This is a genomic window from Streptomyces sp. VRA16 Mangrove soil, assembly GCF_017377775.1.
GTDB lineage: Bacteria > Actinomycetota > Actinomycetes > Streptomycetales > Streptomycetaceae > Streptomyces.
Genome location: NZ_JAFVLN010000001.1, coordinates 335,736 through 350,196 on the forward strand (window position 1 = coordinate 335,736; position 14,461 = coordinate 350,196).

Consider the following 14,461-nt stretch of genomic DNA (forward strand, 5'->3'; position numbering starts at 1 on the left):
GCGGCTCACAGGCCCGGGGTGCGGGCGGGCGTGCCGAGGTGTCCGTGCACGCTGCGCACCAGCAGCCCGATCTCGTAGCCGATGAGGCCGGGGTCGGCGTTCTTCGTGGTCAGGACGCCCAGCACACCGTTCTCCCCGGCCTTGGCGACGAACAACAGGCCGCCGGCGCACTGGACGATGATCTGCTCGACGTCGCCGACACCCGCCTGGACGCTGGCGGAGACACCGCTGCCCATGGAGCACAGGCCGGTGACGATGGCACTGAGCCGCTCGGCGGGGACGCCGTCCAGGCTGTGCCGGTGGCGCAGTACGCCGTCGCTGGTGGCCAGGATCGCTCCGGTGGTGCCCGGGACGCGGGCGGCGAAGTCGGCCAGCAGCCAGTCGAGGTCCTGGGTCTGAGCGGGAACGGGGTGCGACATCAGGACTCCTGGGAGGTGGGGGACGCGGGGGGCGTCATGGGGGAGACGGCCGGAAGCGCGTGCCGGCTCGTGGCGGCAGCCGGTTCGGTGGCCTGCCGGTAACCCTGGCTGTAGCGCTGCCACAGATCCGTGACGGGCCCGTGGGGCGCGGCCGGGTCCTCGGCGGGCAGGGGCTGGCCGGGTGTGGCGGCGCGCAGCTCGGGGGCCAGATAGCTGCCGTGGGCGGCCCGTTGGGCGAGCGGGGGACGCTCGTCCGCGGCGGGGGCGGGCAGCGGCGCGGCGGCCGGGACCTGCCGGACGCGACTCGGACGCTGCGGAAGCTCCTGGCGGGGCCGCGGAACGGGCACGTGGGCGGGGGCGGGATCCGGCACGGGTACGGGCACGGGCACGGGGCCCGGCTCCGGCGCGTACGCCGGCGAGGGCGCCGGGGCCGCACCCCAGGCGGCCGGGGCGGCGATGGGCGTCGGCGGTTCGGCCGCCTGGGCGGGCGCGGGGTGGTGCCGAGGTTGCTCCGCGGCCGGCGCGGGCTGCTCCTGGTGGAGCACCGCGTGCGGGAAGAGGACGACGGCCTGGGTGCCGCCGTACACGTTGGACTGCAGCCGCACCGTCAGCCCGCGACGCCGGGCGATCCGGGCGGCGACGAGCAGGCCGGTACGCCCGTCGCGCAACTGCTGGTTCACATCGATGTGTTCGGGGTCGGCGAGGAGCCGGTTGAGCTGGGCGGTCTGGTCGCCGGTCAGCCCGAGACCGCGGTCGTCGATCTCGACGGCGATGCCGGCCGCCACGGCCTGCGGGCGGATGGAGACCTGGGTGTCCGGCGGCGAGTAGCGCGTCGCGTTCTCGGCGAGCTCGGCGACGAGGTGGATGGCCTCGGCCGCGGCATGGCCGACCACCAGGTATCCGGCGGGCGGCCGGATCACCCGCACCCGCGCGAAGTGCTCCGTCTCGGCCACCGCCTGGCGCAGCAACGTCGCCAGCGGCACGGGGGAGTTGATGTGGCGGGGCACGGCGCCGCCCAGGATGGCGATGTTCTCCACCGCCCGGTGCACCCGGGTGATCAGGTGGTCGATCTGGAAGAGCGCGTCGAGGAGTTCGGGGTCCTCCACCTCGCGCTCGACCCCGTCCAGCCGTTCCAGGCTGCGGGTGACCAGCGCCTGCAGCTTGCGGGCGATGCTGACGAACGCGTCGACCTGCTGCCGGGTGCCCGCCGCGACGACGGCGGCGTGCCCCGCGTACAGAGTCTGCTGCACGGCGCGGCCCAGCTGGTCGAGCGGCTCCGGCCCGGTCGGCACGGCGGCCGGCGGTGCGGCCTGGGTGACCTGCTCGTCGCGGCGGACCCGCTCGGCCAGAGCGGTCAGCTCGCCGATCCCGGAGTCGAGGCGCTGCGCCAACTGCCGTATCACCGCGTCCTGTTGCTCGCGGTCACGGCTGCGCTCCAGGAGCTCCCGCGCCTGGGCGCGGCGCGCGCCGACCCAGCCGCCGGTGAGCGCCGCGGTGCAGCCGACGGCCGCGCAGATTCCCGCGCCGAGCACCCCCGCGGGGGACCAACCGGCCAGCGCGACGCCGTAGCCGGAGGCCGCGAGCACGGTGGCCGTCGCCGCCGGAACCAGGCCGACGCGCGCCCCCGCGCCGCTCGGCCGAGGCCGTTGGGGGCCCGGCGGAGGCGCCGCGGGCTGGCCGGGAGCGTGATCACGCATGGTGAGGGTCCTCGCTGACGTCGAACACGAAGGCGGGGCGGCATCGTGGGGACAAGGCGCGTGGTCCGTACAGCCACACGGCTCCCACACGTACCTGCCGTGCACTGGGACATCAGCAACCTTGCTGGGTGCCGGGCGGCTCATCCAACTTGTGGAGGGCCCGTTTCGGGCTCATTCACGATGCGGCGGCATGGCGGCCTTCCTGCCCTTGCCGGCAGGGCATCGACCCGGGCCGGGCGGCGCACTGGGTCAGCGGCGCGATGAGCCGGATCTGAGCCGTGTTCCGGGGGGCAGCACGCATGCCGGCGGGGCAGTGTGGAGGGTCCTGATACGTCCCGTCCGACGGATCGAACGCCGACGGATCGAACGCCGACGGATCGAACGCCGACGGATCGAACGCCGACGGATCGAACGCCGACGGATCGAACGCCGACGGATCGAACGCCGACGGATCGAACGCCGACGGGCCGACGCCGACCAGGGCGGTGCCGCTCCGTCCGACCGAAGGAGAGCCCGGGTGAGCTCCACGCTGTCCGCGCGCCGCTTGTACGAGGGCAGGGGGGTGTACCCCGTCGGCGTGTCCTGCTGGCCGCCCGCCTCCCTCGCGCACGAGCACCCGGAGGACGACGAGGAGAGATGGCTGGACGGGGTGCGCAGTGCCCTCAAGCACGGGACCACCCTGATCGCCCTCGCCGACATCTGCGGCCTGGGCCGCACCGAGCGGCTGCTGAGCGGCCTGTGGCACGAGGTCCCCAGGGAGTCCCTGCAGATCGCGTGCGCGGCCGGTCACTTCCGCGGCACGGCCCCGCACCCCTACGCCGCCCCGCACCTGCACCACCAGTTGAAGCAGACCCTGGAGAACCTCGCCACGGACTACCTGGACCTCTACGTCCTGGACCACACGGACTTCGGCCCGGGCGAGCGTCATCTGGCCGACGCGGTACGCCCGTTGCGGGCCTGGCGGGACAGCGGCGTCATCCGCTCCGTGGGCCTGCGCGTCCCGGGCGACGGCGCCACGGCCGATGCCCGCCGCGCCTTCCGGCACGCGCAGCGGGCGTTGGCCCCCGATGTGCTCGTGGTCGAGTACAACGCCCTGACCGGGCCGGTCCTCGTCGACGGCACGGACGTCTTCGACCACGCCGCCGAGCGCGGACTGCCGGTTCTGGTCACCTCGCCGCTGGCCCACGGTCTGCTCGCGGCGCCGCCCGCGCCCCGCGGCCCGGTGCGCCCGCCGGACGCGGACCCCGGCCACCCCTGGTTCCGTCCCGAGATCCTGGCCGCCGTGCGGGAGGAACTGCGGCCGCTGCGTGAACGGTTCGGTGACGCCGCGCTGCCCGGCCTCGCGCTGCGGCACTGCCTGGACCGTTCGCCGGACGTCGTCGTGCTGCCCGGATTCGGTTCGCCCGAGCAGATCGCGCTCCACTACGCCGGCCTCGACCTGCCCGTCGCGGCGAGCGACCAGGACCTCATCGACGCCACCTATGCCGGGCTGCGCTCCCGGACGTCGCGCGTCACGGACTCCCGCGCCTGCGACGGCTGCTGAACCAGCGTGCCCACGAAGGCGAGCGCCTGGTGAACGGCGGCCACCGAGAGCCGGTGGCTGCGCGGGCGCAGCAGCCCTGACAGACCGTAGTCCGCCAGTTCACGGCACCGGCTGGTGAGCCAGGTCCAGTCCAGTTCCAGATGGTCCGCCAGCGCGAGGAGCCGCTCCCGGGGTGATTCGGACACGGTGAGGGCGGAGTCGTGGGCCCGCTGCAGGACGTCGGCGTAGGCGTGGAGATCGCCGCGCGCGTGGAGGGCGTCGGTGTGCCACAGGTGGTCCTCGCCCTGCCAGTCGGCGACGACGACCTGCTCGTCGGGCTGGAGGACGAAGGCGCTCCGGCCGGAGTGGTCGGCGTCGCCGCAGACCCACGTCGGCACGGAGTGGGCCTCCATGAGGGCGACCGTCAGGAACATCAGGATCCGCTCGTGCGTGTCCGCCTCCTCCACCGCCGTGTCCGGCAGGACCACCACCCGCCGGGCCCCCGCGGAGCCCGCTCGGAACCGCTCGCCCAGCGTGGCGATGTACTCCGGCCAGGACGCGAAGAACAGCCAGCCCGCGGCGTGTTCGGCGTCGCGCACCCGGGTCCAGAACAGCGGCGAGCGGGCCGAAGGCCGCAGGTGGCGCAGCACGTGCTGGGCGCAGTGGCGCATGCCCATCCAGGCGGCGCCGACCCGGCTCAGCGCGGGCACGGCGCTGCGGCCGGGCGCGGACCTGGCCAGGTGCGAGAACGCGTCGACCGTCTCCTGCTCGCCGGCTATCACGTGGTCGTCGTCCTGCAGACTGCCGTCTAGGTTGCACAGCGCCCACAGCAGCGCGAACGTCAGCGCGTCGAGCCGGTAGGCGGCCGGGACCGGAAGCCGGTCCACCGTCACCTCCAGCTGCCGGCGTGCCTCCGCCGCGTCCAGGACATAGACCTCGCCGTCGGCGGAGCCGGGCACGGCCAGCACCAGGGCGCGCCGCCGGGGCTCGATGAAGGACCGCAGATGCGGCAGGTCGTCCCGGCCCACCAGCAGCGCGTCGCGGCGGCGGTCGGCGGCGTAGAACTGCACGCTCACGGCCGCCCGGTCGAACAGGTGCCGGCCACCGAAGAGCCACACACCGCCGCTGCCCGCGATCGGACCGGCCGGCCACAGGGTGGCGCCGGCGTACGTCTCGTTGAGCGCGCGGGCGCTCTCGCGTCCCGCGTCCGCCGGGAACCGGGGTAGTACCACCCGGTGCGGCGCGGGCTGCATCAGAGAGGTGACCGGCTCTCCCAGCCAGTACTCCAGCACCACCGCGTTGTCACCGCGGGGCACCACCTCACCCGCGAGCCAGCGCTTCAGGGACGCCTTCGACGAGGTCACGGTCGCCAGGCTGGGCCGCCTCAGATCCTGGGCGGCCCGCTCCGCCGCCATGCTGTAGGCGACATCGAACGCGGCGAACGACTCGTGCCCCTGATCCTCCAATAAAGCCCGGAGCAGAGTTCGTTCGGTCACAGATCCCTCCTGGGGCTCGGGCGCGCTCGCGTGCTTCGTCGGTGAACTCGGCTCCGACCCGGGGCGCCGCGCCGACGACGGAGTCGAGGCGGCACGCCGGGGGAAGACGAAGATCACACAGGAGGATTATGCCTAGGGCGCGTGCTGTCACGACAGGCGATCCATCAAACCCTCCATGCGGTACGAGCGGGGCGGCACAACGGGGATGTTCGGCCGCGGAGTTGCGAACGGGGCCCCGGCCGATGGCCCGGGCCCCTTCGGCGGCCACCACTTGATCCCCCGTCAGCCGACAGGCATGGGTGTGCGATTGCTACGCGACCCACCCCCGGCGATCGTGTTCACGGTGACGTGACGCGGGTGGTCGCCAAGCTGCGCGCGAAGAAGGTCCCCACCCGGCGTCGCACCTCGGCGAGCGTCACCACCGGGTCACCGGTGCCGACGAGAGCGGCGCGGGTGGCCGCCGTCACGAGCCCGGCGGCCTGGAGCCGCGGCACCAGCGAGCCGTAGTCGGTGAACGCCCAATGGTTCGCGTCGGTGAACATCGCACGGCGGCTCGGTACGCCCGCCCAGGACGAGTCGAGCCGTGCGGCCCCCTCGAACCCGTCGGTACGCAGCAGCAGGAGCGGCCGGTCGAAGCCGACCGGCCGCGGCGCCAGATCCAGATACCCCTCCAAGTTCGCCACCGCGCCCACCCGGCGGTCGACCTGAGCCGTCCCGACCACCGCCGTGCCGCCCGCCGAGTGCCCGTACAGTCCGATCCGGCAGGCGTCCATGACCGGTGCGAGCGGCAGCGTGCCGAGCCGGTCCAGGACCAGGCGGAGGTCCGCGATCCGGGTGTCCACCATCGTGGCGAAGGTCGCCGGGTCCGGCGGTCCGGTCAGGGCGGTCGTGCGCATCCCGGTGGGGAGTTCGACCTGGGAGGCGTCACCGGGGTGGTCGACGAGGACGACGACCCGGCCGTGGCTCGCCAGGTCCTCGGCGAGGGTCGTGCCGAGCGTGCGGGAGTCACCGCCGCCGGGCGAGTACACCAGCACCGGACGCCGGCCGGGCAGCGGCGGCGCACCCCTGTACCCGTGCGTGAGGACCGCGCCCCAGTCCACCGTTCCCGGCTCCGGCAGCCCGGGGTGGATGCGCGGCGCCAACCCGGCGAACACCTCGGCCTCGGCCCGGGTGAGCTGCGCGACCCGGGCGAGGCCGCGGACCGACCGGGCCGGATACAGAACCGTCAGCATCACCTCCCGTGCGCCGCCCACCCACGGGTCGGAGCGGTCCGGGTCTGTCAGATGGACCGTCCGCATGCCGACGGGGTGCGGGCCGGAGGGCGCCGGCAGCCGGAGTACAGGACCGCCGCCGGCGGCGGACGCAGCCGTGGGCAGGAGGGCCGCCGCACCGCCGAGTAGGGTGCCTTTGAGAAGAGTGCGTCGAGACGTCATGCGCACATCCTTCGGGCGGGGCCGCCGCACGGCGAGGGTTCAGGCCCTGGCCGAAAGGCCCGACCAGGACGGGGAGTCGTGCCGATGCTGCGCATACGTTTCACCGCCGAGGACCTCGCCCGCACGCGCTTCGCACCCCGGCCCGTACCGCTCCAGGAACTGCACGCCGCACTGTCGACAGCCGTGACCCGGCGCGGCGGGCCGCTGTTCGCACCGTGGCGCGGACGCGTCCTGCGCGCCCTTCCCGCGGCCACCGAGCCGCTCGCCGACCTGGTGCCCGCGGGCCGCGCGCCCGCCTTCCTCGACGTCCTCGGTGACACCGTCGACGACGGCTTCGCGCAGCTGCGCGCCACGGGACCCGACATCGTCCGCTCCGAACTGGAACGGGTCTACGGAACGGCGCCCGCCCCGCCCTGGATCCGCGGGCTGCACGCGGGTGACGAGACGGCCTGGCGCGTCCTGCACCGCGCTCACCGGGTCGCCCATGAGACGGTCCTCGCCCCGGTCTGGCCGGTCGTGCAGGAACTGCACCGCGAGGAGTTCACCCGTTACGCGCTCGCCGCCGCCGAACACGGCGTGGCCGCCGCGCTGACCGCACTGGCCCCGGGCAGCCGACTCCACGAGGGCGTGTGGGAATGGCCCGGCGTCGCCCCGGCCCGCGAACTGGACCTGGAAGGGCGCGGCTTGGTGCTGCTGCCCACGTTCCACCACCCGGCGGGCCCGCTCCTCCAGGACACCCCGGGCCGTCCCGCAGTCCTGACGTATCCCGCCGGTCCCGGCCTCCCGCCGACCGCGACGCCTCCGGACGACCCCGCCGAGGCCCTGGCCGCCGTGCTGGGCCGCACTCGCCTCGACGCGCTGCGCCTGCTCGCCGAGCCGCACACCACGACGTCCCTGGCCCGCGCCCTCCGCGTCAGCAACGCGACGGCCTCGGCGCACGCCGCGGCGCTCAGATCGGCCGGCATGGCGACGACGACCCGCACGGGCCGCTCGGTCACGCACCTGCGGACGGCACTCGGCGCGCTGGTCGCGGGTGACCGGACGGCGTGGTCCGGCACATGAATCCGGCACGTGTAGGTGCGCGGCCGGCCGGCCGCGACCGAGGGCTTGCCGAAGCCGACCGCGGGATCCCCGGTCAGACGCACCCGGTCTCCGGGCCACCTGCTCGGCCGTCGCCGCCCGTGCGCGTCGTACGGTGACCGCGGACTTCGGCGTAAACGGGAGGAACACGTGCTCGGCCTCGTACTGGTGGTGCTGCTGGGGATCGCTGTGCTCCTCGGCTCGGCGGGTGGTGAGCGGCTGGGGATCGCGCCGCCGGTGGTGCTGCTCGCCCTCGGAGTGCTGATCGGGCTCGTCCCGGCGCTGCGGGCGGTGGAACTGCCCTCCGAGGTCGTCCTGCTGCTCTTCCTGCCCGTGCTGCTGTTCTGGGAGAGCATGAACACCTCGCTGCGCGAGATCCGCCGGCATCTCACCGACGTCGGCCTCGCCGCGACGCTGCTGGTGCTCGCCTCGGCCGCCGCGGTCGCCTGCGTAGCCCACGCGATGGGGCTCGACTGGGGACCCGCGTGGGTGCTCGGCGCGGCCGTGGCGCCGACCGACGCGACGGCCGTCGGCGTCGTCGCCCGGCTGCTGCCGCGCCGCGACATCACGCTGCTGCGGGCGGAGAGCCTGCTCAACGACGGGACGGCGCTGGTGGTGTACGGCATCGCGGTCGGTGTCACCGTCGGCACCGAGCAGGTCACCGCGGTGCACGTGAGCGGTCTGTTCGTCCTCGGCTACGGCGGCGGCGCGCTGATCGGCGCCGCGGCCGGCGCGCTCGTGCAGCGGCTGCGGGCCCGCACCGCCGACGGGGACGCGCTGCGCGGGCAGGTGCTGCTGTTGCTGACGCCGTTCAGCGCGTACCTGGTCGCCGAGTACGCCGATGCGTCCGGAGTGGTCGCGGTCGTGGTGTGCGGGCTGATGCTCAGCCAGAGCGGACCGCGCGTCGTACGGGCCGAGGTGCGGGTGCAGGCCCAGAACTTCTGGACCGTCGCGACCTACCTCCTCAACGGCTCGCTGTTCGTCCTGGTCGGCATCGAACTCGTCCACTCCGTACTGCACCTGAGGGGCGATCAGCTGCCGCGCGCGCTGGGCACCGCCCTCGCGGTGGCGGGGACCCTGGTCGCGGTGCGGTTCGCGTACTACTTCGCGGTCGCCGCGTTCTTCCGCGTCGTCCGCCGGGGCACGGCCCGCGCCTCGGGCACCACGTACTCGGCACGCCGGCTGACCGTGAGCGCCCTGTCCGGGTTCCGCGGCGCGATCTCCCTCGCGGCCGCGCTCGGCGTCCCGGCGACCCTGCACAGCGGATCGCCTTTCCCCGACCGGGAGTTGATCGTCTTCGTGACCGGTCTCGTCATCGTGGTCACGATGGCGCAGGCCGTGATCCTCCCCGGGGTGGTGCGCTGGGCGCGGATCCCCGTCGACCGGGCCGTGGCGCGCGAGGAGTGGCGCGCCGAGTCCGACGCCCTCAACGAGGCGCTCACCGCGCTGCCCGCCCTGGCCGAGCGCCTGGACACCGCGCCGCAGATCACCGAGGCCGTCCGGGTCGCCTGGCAGGCCGAGGCGGACGCCCTCGCGCTGCGCTGCCAGGCCGCCCCCGCGGACCTGGAGGTGCACCCCCAGCGCCTCGCCGACGACGCCACGGCCCTGCGCCTCGCCCTGCTCGCCGAACGCCGTGCGGTCGTCGTCCGGCTGCGCGACCGGGGAGACATCGACGACACGGTGCTGCGCCGGCTGCAGGGCCGGCTCGACTCCGAGGAACTGCACCTGCTGCGCCACGTCCCCGTGGAGTGAGCACGACCCCCTCGGTCGACTCCGTCACTAGCCGCGCCAGCTGGGCTCCACCGCCATCATCCTGGCCGTCTTCGTGGCGTCGCGGTCGATCAGCGGGGCCAGGATCTCGTCGACGGCCTTGAGGACCGCGGCGTCCAGCTGCCGGCCGGCGGCCGCGGCGTTCTCGGTGACCTGCTCCGGGCGGCTCGCCCCGATCACCGTCGACGAGACGCCCTCCTGGTGCAGCACCCAGGCGATGGCGAACTGCGCCATGGACAGCCCGGACTCCTCGGCGAGCGGCCGCAACTCCTGTACGCGAGAGAGGAGTTCGGTGCCGAGCACCCGGCCGATGAAGCCGGGGGCGCGTCCGCCCGCGACCGCGCGCGAACCCTCCGGGGGCTGCTGCCCCGGCCGGTACTTGCCGGTCAGTACCCCCTGGGCGAGCGGCTGGAAGGCGAGCTGGCCGATGCCACGGTCCCGGCACAGCGGCAGCACCTCGGGCTCGATCACCCGCCACAGCATGTTGTACTGCGGCTGGTTGGAGACGATGCGGCTGCGCAGCCCGAGCTCGTCGGCGAGCGCGAGGGCGGACTCGATCTGCGGCGCGGTCCACTCGGAGACACCCAGGTACAGCACCTTGCCCTGACGCACCAGGTCGTCGAAGGCGATCAGGGTCTCCTCCAACGGCGTACGGTCGTCGAAGCGGTGCGCCTGGTACACGTCGACGTAGTCCGTGCGCAGCCGGCGCAGCGACGCCTCGCAGGACTCCATGACGTGCTTGCGGGACAGGCCGCGGTCGTTGGGCCCGTCACCGACCGGCAGACACACCTTCGTCGCGATCTCCAGGGACGACCGGCGCACACCGCTGTCCTGCAACGCCTCCCCGAGCAGTTCCTCGGCGGCGCCCAGCGCGTACACGTCCGCGGTGTCGAACGTCGTGATACCGGCGTCGAGCGCAGCCCTGACACACTCCAGGGCCCGCTCGCGGCCGACGAGTTCGCCGTGCGTGAGCCAGTTTCCGTAGGTGATCTCGCTGATCATCAGGCCGCTGCGGCCGAGGGGGCGATGCTTCATGGCTGTGACCTTACTGGCCCGCGCCGTGGGGGAGTTGATCGCTACGCCGCGGGCTGCTCGGCCTTGGGCGCGCAGTAGTACACGGACCGCTTCTGCCGTGTGCGTTCGGCGCCGCTCTTCGCGACGAGGGCCTCCAGGGTGTTGCGCACCACCTTGGTCTGGAACGAGCGCTCGGGGTGTGCCTTGCCGAGGTCGTCGGTGATCTCGGCGGCGGAGCGGGGTTCGTCGTACCCGCGCAGCTGCTGCTTGAGGAGGTCGACGAGGGAGGGCCCCTGCGGGCGCGTGTCACCACGGCTGCTCGCGGGCTTCTTCTTGGCCGATGTCTCTTTGGCACCGGTGGTCCGGCGGGCCCGGGTGGGTTTGGCCGTCTCGGACGGTGCCTCGGCCGCGGCGGCGGGGGTTGACACGGTGTCCTCCGGCGCGGTGGCGCCGGCCGGGCCGAGTGACTCACGCATCCGCAGGAGCAGTGCCTGGTTGCCCTCCAGGACCGCCAGTCGCTCCTGGAGGGCGGCGATGTCGTCGCTGATGCTCCGGCGTGCCCGTTCGTTCTCCGCGAGATCACTGCTGATCTTGTCGGCGTACTGGGAGGTGAGGTCTTCCTGGGCTGTTGTCTCCGTCATGGTGGCCTGCCCTTCATGGTGTCTCGGCCGAGACAGGGATGCTGATGCCGGATGGTACTCGGGTCGCTCCGGGGTGCACCTATGTACGGGCGTCGCACGGTGAGGATTCAAGTGGGGTCTCAAGTCGGGCGAGCGAGTGGTGACTTGAGGATCGGCCGTGGTGTGCGGCGGCCCGTGCCGTCCGTCGGCCGGCCTCCACCGCCGCGTCGGTGCGGGCCGCGCCCCCGGTGACGAGCCGGTCCTGGCACAGCCCGCGCAGCCCGGACACGAGCGGCGTGACCCGTTCGCGTGCCGCGCGCCTCGGGTGGCCGGGGCGGACCTTGGTGTCCGTGAGCGGATCGGCCATGAACGTGACGGTCTCACGCGGGTGTTCGCCGTACTGCTCGGGATCGGTGGCCGCCAGGCTGAGCAATTGGAGCAGCATCCGGATCGGCCCCGCCTGATCGCCGACCGTGATCGCCCGCCACAGCGTGCGGGCCGAGCGGTGCAGCGCCTCGGTGTCCTCGACGGGATCGAAGAGCGCGTGCGCGTCGGGGCGGCCGGTATCCGTGGCTGCTTCGCCCCGGCCCCGCACACCCCGCAGCCGCACCAGGTGAAGGTGGTCGTGGCGGGCCGGGCGGGACAGGTGCTTCGACCCCCACCCCGCGGTCCTCGGCCTCGCCTTCCCGCTCACCGGGCGCTCTTCATCGTGATGTCGATCCCGACGAGCGGGGGAGCGGTGCCCGCCCCGCTGCTGCCGGAGGTTCTACCAGCACGTGCGCGCCGTGATGCCGCTCGCCAACGCCGTCGAGGCACTGCGCGGCCTGCTGTATTTCGACGGGGCCGGGATGCAGGGCCCGCTGCTCGGCGCCGCCCTGCTCGGCCTCGATCACCTGCGGCACCGCCGCGCCGCCACGGAGGCCGCCCGGTCGACGACACGCGGGGACGCCCGTCCCCACCGCGCTGCCCGCCACGCACCACCACGTCGGCGAACCGCTGCCCGTCCTGACCGGCACGATCGCGGACCCGCGACAGGAACAGCCGAGTGGCCCGGCCGTCCTCCTACGGGACGGCCACGGACGCCGGCTGATCTCCACGTTCACCGACGGGCAGGGCCGCCACGCCCTGGCAGGGCTGCCCGATGACCACCTCAGCCTCGTGGCCTCGGCCCCCGGCAGGCACCCCGAGGCCCGGCGCATCCTCGTACGCCAAGGTGTTCCGGTCACCGCGGACTTCACCCTGCGCGCACGTAAGGAGGAGTTGCTCGCGCGGTGACCACGGAACAGCGGTGGCCGACGGATCAGTCGGACGGCCCGGTGAGCAGTTCGGTGATCTCCCGGGCCAGTTCCGGCCCGAGTTCGCCCCAGCCGTCCTTGTAGCCGTAGACGCCGGCCAGCGTACGGGCCTCGTAGTCACCGTTCATGATGTCGATGTCGTCGGGCGTGATGAGGGAGGGGTGGGCGACGCCGACCGCTCCCGACACCTTCAGCAGCTCCCGGCGCAGCGTGCGCAGATACATGGCGGACCGGGTGGCCTTCGAGGGCGCGTCCACACCCCGCACCAGCCAGGAGTCCTGGGTGGCGATGCCGGTGGGGCAGGTGTCGGTGTGGCACTTCTGCGCCTGGATGCAGCCGATGGAGAGCATCGCCTCACGAGCCACGTTGATCATGTCGACGCCCAGGGCGAACGCGACGGCGGCGTTCTCGGGCAGCCCCAGCTTGCCGGAGCCGATGAAGGTGAGGTCGTCGGTCAGCCCCCGCTCGGCGAACACGCGGTAGACGCGCGAGAACCCCATCCGGAACGGCAGGGACACCGAGTCGCTGAAGATCAGGGGCGCTGCGCCGGTGCCGCCCTCGCCGCCGTCGATGGTCACGAAGTCGACGCCGCGGTCGCCCTGCGCCATCAGCGTGGCCAGCTCCTCCCAGAAGCTCATCTCGCCGACAGCGCTCTTGATGCCGACCGGCAGACCGGTCTCCGTGGCGATCAGCTCCACGAAGTCGAGCATCGAGTCCACGTCGTGGAACGCGGTGTGCCGCGAGGGCGACGCACAGTCCTTGCCCGCGGGGATACCGCGGATCTCGGCGATCTCGGACGTCACCTTCGCGCCCGGCAGCATCCCGCCGAGCCCCGGCTTGGCGCCCTGCGAGAGCTTGATCTCTATCGCCTTCACGGGGGCGCCGGCGACGACGGCCTTCAGCTTGTCGAGGCTGAAGGTGCCGTCCTCGTTGCGGCAGCCGAAGTACGAGGTGCCTATCTGCAGGACGAGGTCACCGCCGTTGCGGTGGTAGGGCGAGAGGCCGCCCTCACCGGTGTTGTGCAACGTGCCGGCCAGCGCCGCGCCCTTGTTGAGGGCCGTGACGGCGGCACCGGACAGCGAACCGAAACTCATCGCCGAGATGTTCACGACGCTCGCGGGACGGAACGCCTTGGCCCGTCCGCGCGGACCGCCCAGTATCTTCGCCGACGGCAGCGGGGCCTGCGGGTCGTGCAGATCGGGCAGCGGCCCGGCGAACGTGCGCTGCTTCACGTACGCGTGGCCCTGCATGTGCTCGACGTCGTTGTCGGTGCCGAAGCCGAAGTAGCTGTTCTCCTCCTTCGCCGACGCGTAGATCCAGCGGCGCTGGTCGCGGCTGAACGGACGCTCCTCGTCGTTGGACGTGACGATGTACTGCCGCAGCTCGGGACCGATCGCCTCCAGCAGGTACCGGGCGTGCCCGACCACCGGGAAGTTCCTCAGCAACGCGTGCTTCTTCTGCACGAGGTCGCGAGCGGCCACCACCGCCAACGCCGTCGCGGCGGCCGCCCCGATGTTCCGAACACGCATGACGTTCCTCTCCTCGGCTGTTCGTCGCCGGGCGGGCACTGCCGCACGGCGAAACACGCCTGATGGTAGAGGGCATGCCAGAAGTCCGGCTTCGGGGAGGGCACTTGTCCCAGGCGTACGCGGCCGCCGACGAGCGCTTCGCCACCGACCGCGACCGGTGTCACACCGAGATCGACCGGCTGTTGGGCCTGCCTCGCGTACGTGGTTCCCGGCGCGGGCCCTGGACAACACCTGCTACGCGGTGCCGGCCAACCACATCGGCGCTACGGGCGGCTGGGACGCCTGCGGCTCCAGTGCCGTGTGGGGCCCCGAAGGGCGGCCGCTTGCCGAGGCGGGCCCGGACCGGCAGGAACTGATCACCGCCGACCTCGACCCGCGGCAACTGCGCGCCGCCCGGGACAGCGAACCGATGCTGCGGGACCTGCGCGACACCACCACGCACGAGCGCGCCCGGCACCGGCTCGGCTGACACGCGTACCGCGACGCGGCACCGCGCACGACAGAGCCCCCGGCACGGAATGCCGGGGGCTCGAAGTCGGGTGCGAGGAAAGCGAAGAGGCTATTTCAGAGAGGTGTGAGAAGGAAG

At 73.3% G+C, this 14,461-nt stretch carries 13 protein-coding genes; 5 read left to right on the top strand and 8 right to left on the bottom strand.

Annotated features, from left to right (window positions below; translation table 11 throughout):
• Positions 1-5: 5 nt before the first annotated feature.
• Together J3486_RS01410 and J3486_RS01415 are read right to left on the bottom strand one after the other, a co-directional pair.
• Positions 6-419, bottom strand: coding sequence for a roadblock/LC7 domain-containing protein (locus J3486_RS01410; protein WP_207818053.1), 414 nt, complete (start codon positions 417-419; stop codon positions 6-8).
• The gene (locus tag J3486_RS01415) at positions 419-2,116 is read right to left on the bottom strand and encodes a sensor histidine kinase KdpD (RefSeq protein ID WP_207818054.1); all 1,698 of its coding nucleotides are present in this window, start codon (positions 2,114-2,116) and stop codon (positions 419-421) included. The genes J3486_RS01410 and J3486_RS01415 overlap by 1 nt, the downstream gene beginning before the upstream one ends.
• A 517-nt stretch (positions 2,117-2,633) precedes the next feature.
• On the opposite strand from J3486_RS01415, the gene J3486_RS01420 reads away from it, so the two are divergent.
• Positions 2,634-3,659, top strand: a complete 1,026-nt coding sequence (locus J3486_RS01420) for an aldo/keto reductase (RefSeq protein ID WP_207818055.1) — start codon at positions 2,634-2,636, stop codon at positions 3,657-3,659.
• On the opposite strand, the gene J3486_RS01425 is transcribed toward J3486_RS01420, so the two are convergent.
• Together J3486_RS01425 and J3486_RS01430 are read right to left on the bottom strand one after the other, a co-directional pair.
• Positions 3,596-5,104 carry a hypothetical protein gene (locus J3486_RS01425; RefSeq protein ID WP_207818056.1) on the bottom strand — a complete coding sequence of 503 codons (1,509 nt, stop codon included), beginning with the start codon at positions 5,102-5,104 and terminating at the stop codon, positions 3,596-3,598. The two genes, J3486_RS01420 and J3486_RS01425, sit on opposite strands and share 64 nt — an antisense overlap.
• A gap of 368 nt (positions 5,105-5,472) precedes the next feature.
• Complete coding sequence (locus J3486_RS01430; protein WP_207818057.1) at positions 5,473-6,567, bottom strand: acetylhydrolase; 1,095 nt, start codon at positions 6,565-6,567, stop codon at positions 5,473-5,475.
• A gap of 84 nt (positions 6,568-6,651) precedes the next feature.
• On the opposite strand from J3486_RS01430, the gene J3486_RS01435 reads away from it, so the two are divergent.
• Together J3486_RS01435 and J3486_RS01440 are read left to right on the top strand one after the other, a co-directional pair.
• Entirely contained in the window at positions 6,652-7,629 is a 978-nt protein-coding gene (locus J3486_RS01435) for a helix-turn-helix domain-containing protein (protein ID WP_207818058.1), read from the top strand.
• Between the two features lie 168 nt (positions 7,630-7,797).
• Positions 7,798-9,399 (top strand): Na+/H+ antiporter, encoded by a 1,602-nt coding sequence (locus J3486_RS01440; RefSeq protein ID WP_207818059.1) that lies wholly within the window; start codon positions 7,798-7,800, stop codon positions 9,397-9,399.
• Between the two features lie 27 nt (positions 9,400-9,426).
• Here J3486_RS01440 and J3486_RS01445 read toward each other — a convergent pair whose 3' ends face one another.
• From J3486_RS01445 to J3486_RS01455, 3 genes are all read right to left on the bottom strand, one after another.
• Positions 9,427-10,452 (bottom strand): aldo/keto reductase family protein, encoded by a 1,026-nt coding sequence (locus J3486_RS01445; RefSeq protein ID WP_207818060.1) that lies wholly within the window; start codon positions 10,450-10,452, stop codon positions 9,427-9,429.
• Positions 10,453-10,493: 41 nt separating this feature from the next.
• Positions 10,494-11,072: a hypothetical protein gene (locus J3486_RS01450; protein ID WP_207818061.1), complete on the bottom strand. Its 579-nt coding sequence runs from the start codon at positions 11,070-11,072 to the stop codon at positions 10,494-10,496.
• Positions 11,073-11,151: 79 nt separating this feature from the next.
• Entirely contained in the window at positions 11,152-11,745 is a 594-nt protein-coding gene (locus tag J3486_RS01455) for a hypothetical protein (protein ID WP_207818062.1), read from the bottom strand.
• Positions 11,746-12,068: 323 nt separating this feature from the next.
• Between J3486_RS01455 and J3486_RS45095 the strand changes: the two genes are divergently transcribed.
• Entirely contained in the window at positions 12,069-12,326 is a 258-nt protein-coding gene (locus tag J3486_RS45095; protein ID WP_374194682.1) for a carboxypeptidase-like regulatory domain-containing protein, read from the top strand.
• Positions 12,327-12,351: 25 nt separating this feature from the next.
• Here the strand turns inward: J3486_RS45095 and J3486_RS01465 are convergent, their stop codons facing one another.
• Positions 12,352-13,875, bottom strand: a complete 1,524-nt coding sequence (locus tag J3486_RS01465; RefSeq protein WP_207818063.1) for an FMN-binding glutamate synthase family protein — start codon at positions 13,873-13,875, stop codon at positions 12,352-12,354.
• On the opposite strand from J3486_RS01465, the gene J3486_RS01470 reads away from it, so the two are divergent.
• On the top strand, positions 13,874-14,344 hold the full coding sequence (locus J3486_RS01470) for a carbon-nitrogen hydrolase family protein (protein ID WP_229377321.1): 471 nt from the start codon (positions 13,874-13,876) through the stop codon (positions 14,342-14,344). The two genes, J3486_RS01465 and J3486_RS01470, sit on opposite strands and share 2 nt — an antisense overlap.
• Positions 14,345-14,461 lie beyond the last annotated feature (117 nt).

Bases quoted from the DNA above. Each gene is read 5' to 3' on its own strand.
- J3486_RS01445 (WP_207818060.1), bottom strand. From the start codon at position 10,452: ATGAAGCATCGCCCCCTCGGCCGCAGCGGCCTGATGATCAGCGAGATC.
- J3486_RS01450 (WP_207818061.1), bottom strand. From the start codon at position 11,072: ATGACGGAGACAACAGCCCAGGAAGACCTCACCTCCCAGTACGCCGAC.
- J3486_RS01470 (WP_229377321.1), top strand. From the start codon at position 13,874: ATGACGTTCCTCTCCTCGGCTGTTCGTCGCCGGGCGGGCACTGCCGCA.
- J3486_RS01430 (WP_207818057.1), bottom strand. From the start codon at position 6,567: ATGACGTCTCGACGCACTCTTCTCAAAGGCACCCTACTCGGCGGTGCG.
- J3486_RS01410 (WP_207818053.1), bottom strand. From the start codon at position 419: ATGTCGCACCCCGTTCCCGCTCAGACCCAGGACCTCGACTGGCTGCTG.
- J3486_RS01435 (WP_207818058.1), top strand. From the start codon at position 6,652: ATGCTGCGCATACGTTTCACCGCCGAGGACCTCGCCCGCACGCGCTTC.
- J3486_RS01415 (WP_207818054.1), bottom strand. From the start codon at position 2,116: ATGCGTGATCACGCTCCCGGCCAGCCCGCGGCGCCTCCGCCGGGCCCC.
- J3486_RS01465 (WP_207818063.1), bottom strand. From the start codon at position 13,875: ATGCGTGTTCGGAACATCGGGGCGGCCGCCGCGACGGCGTTGGCGGTG.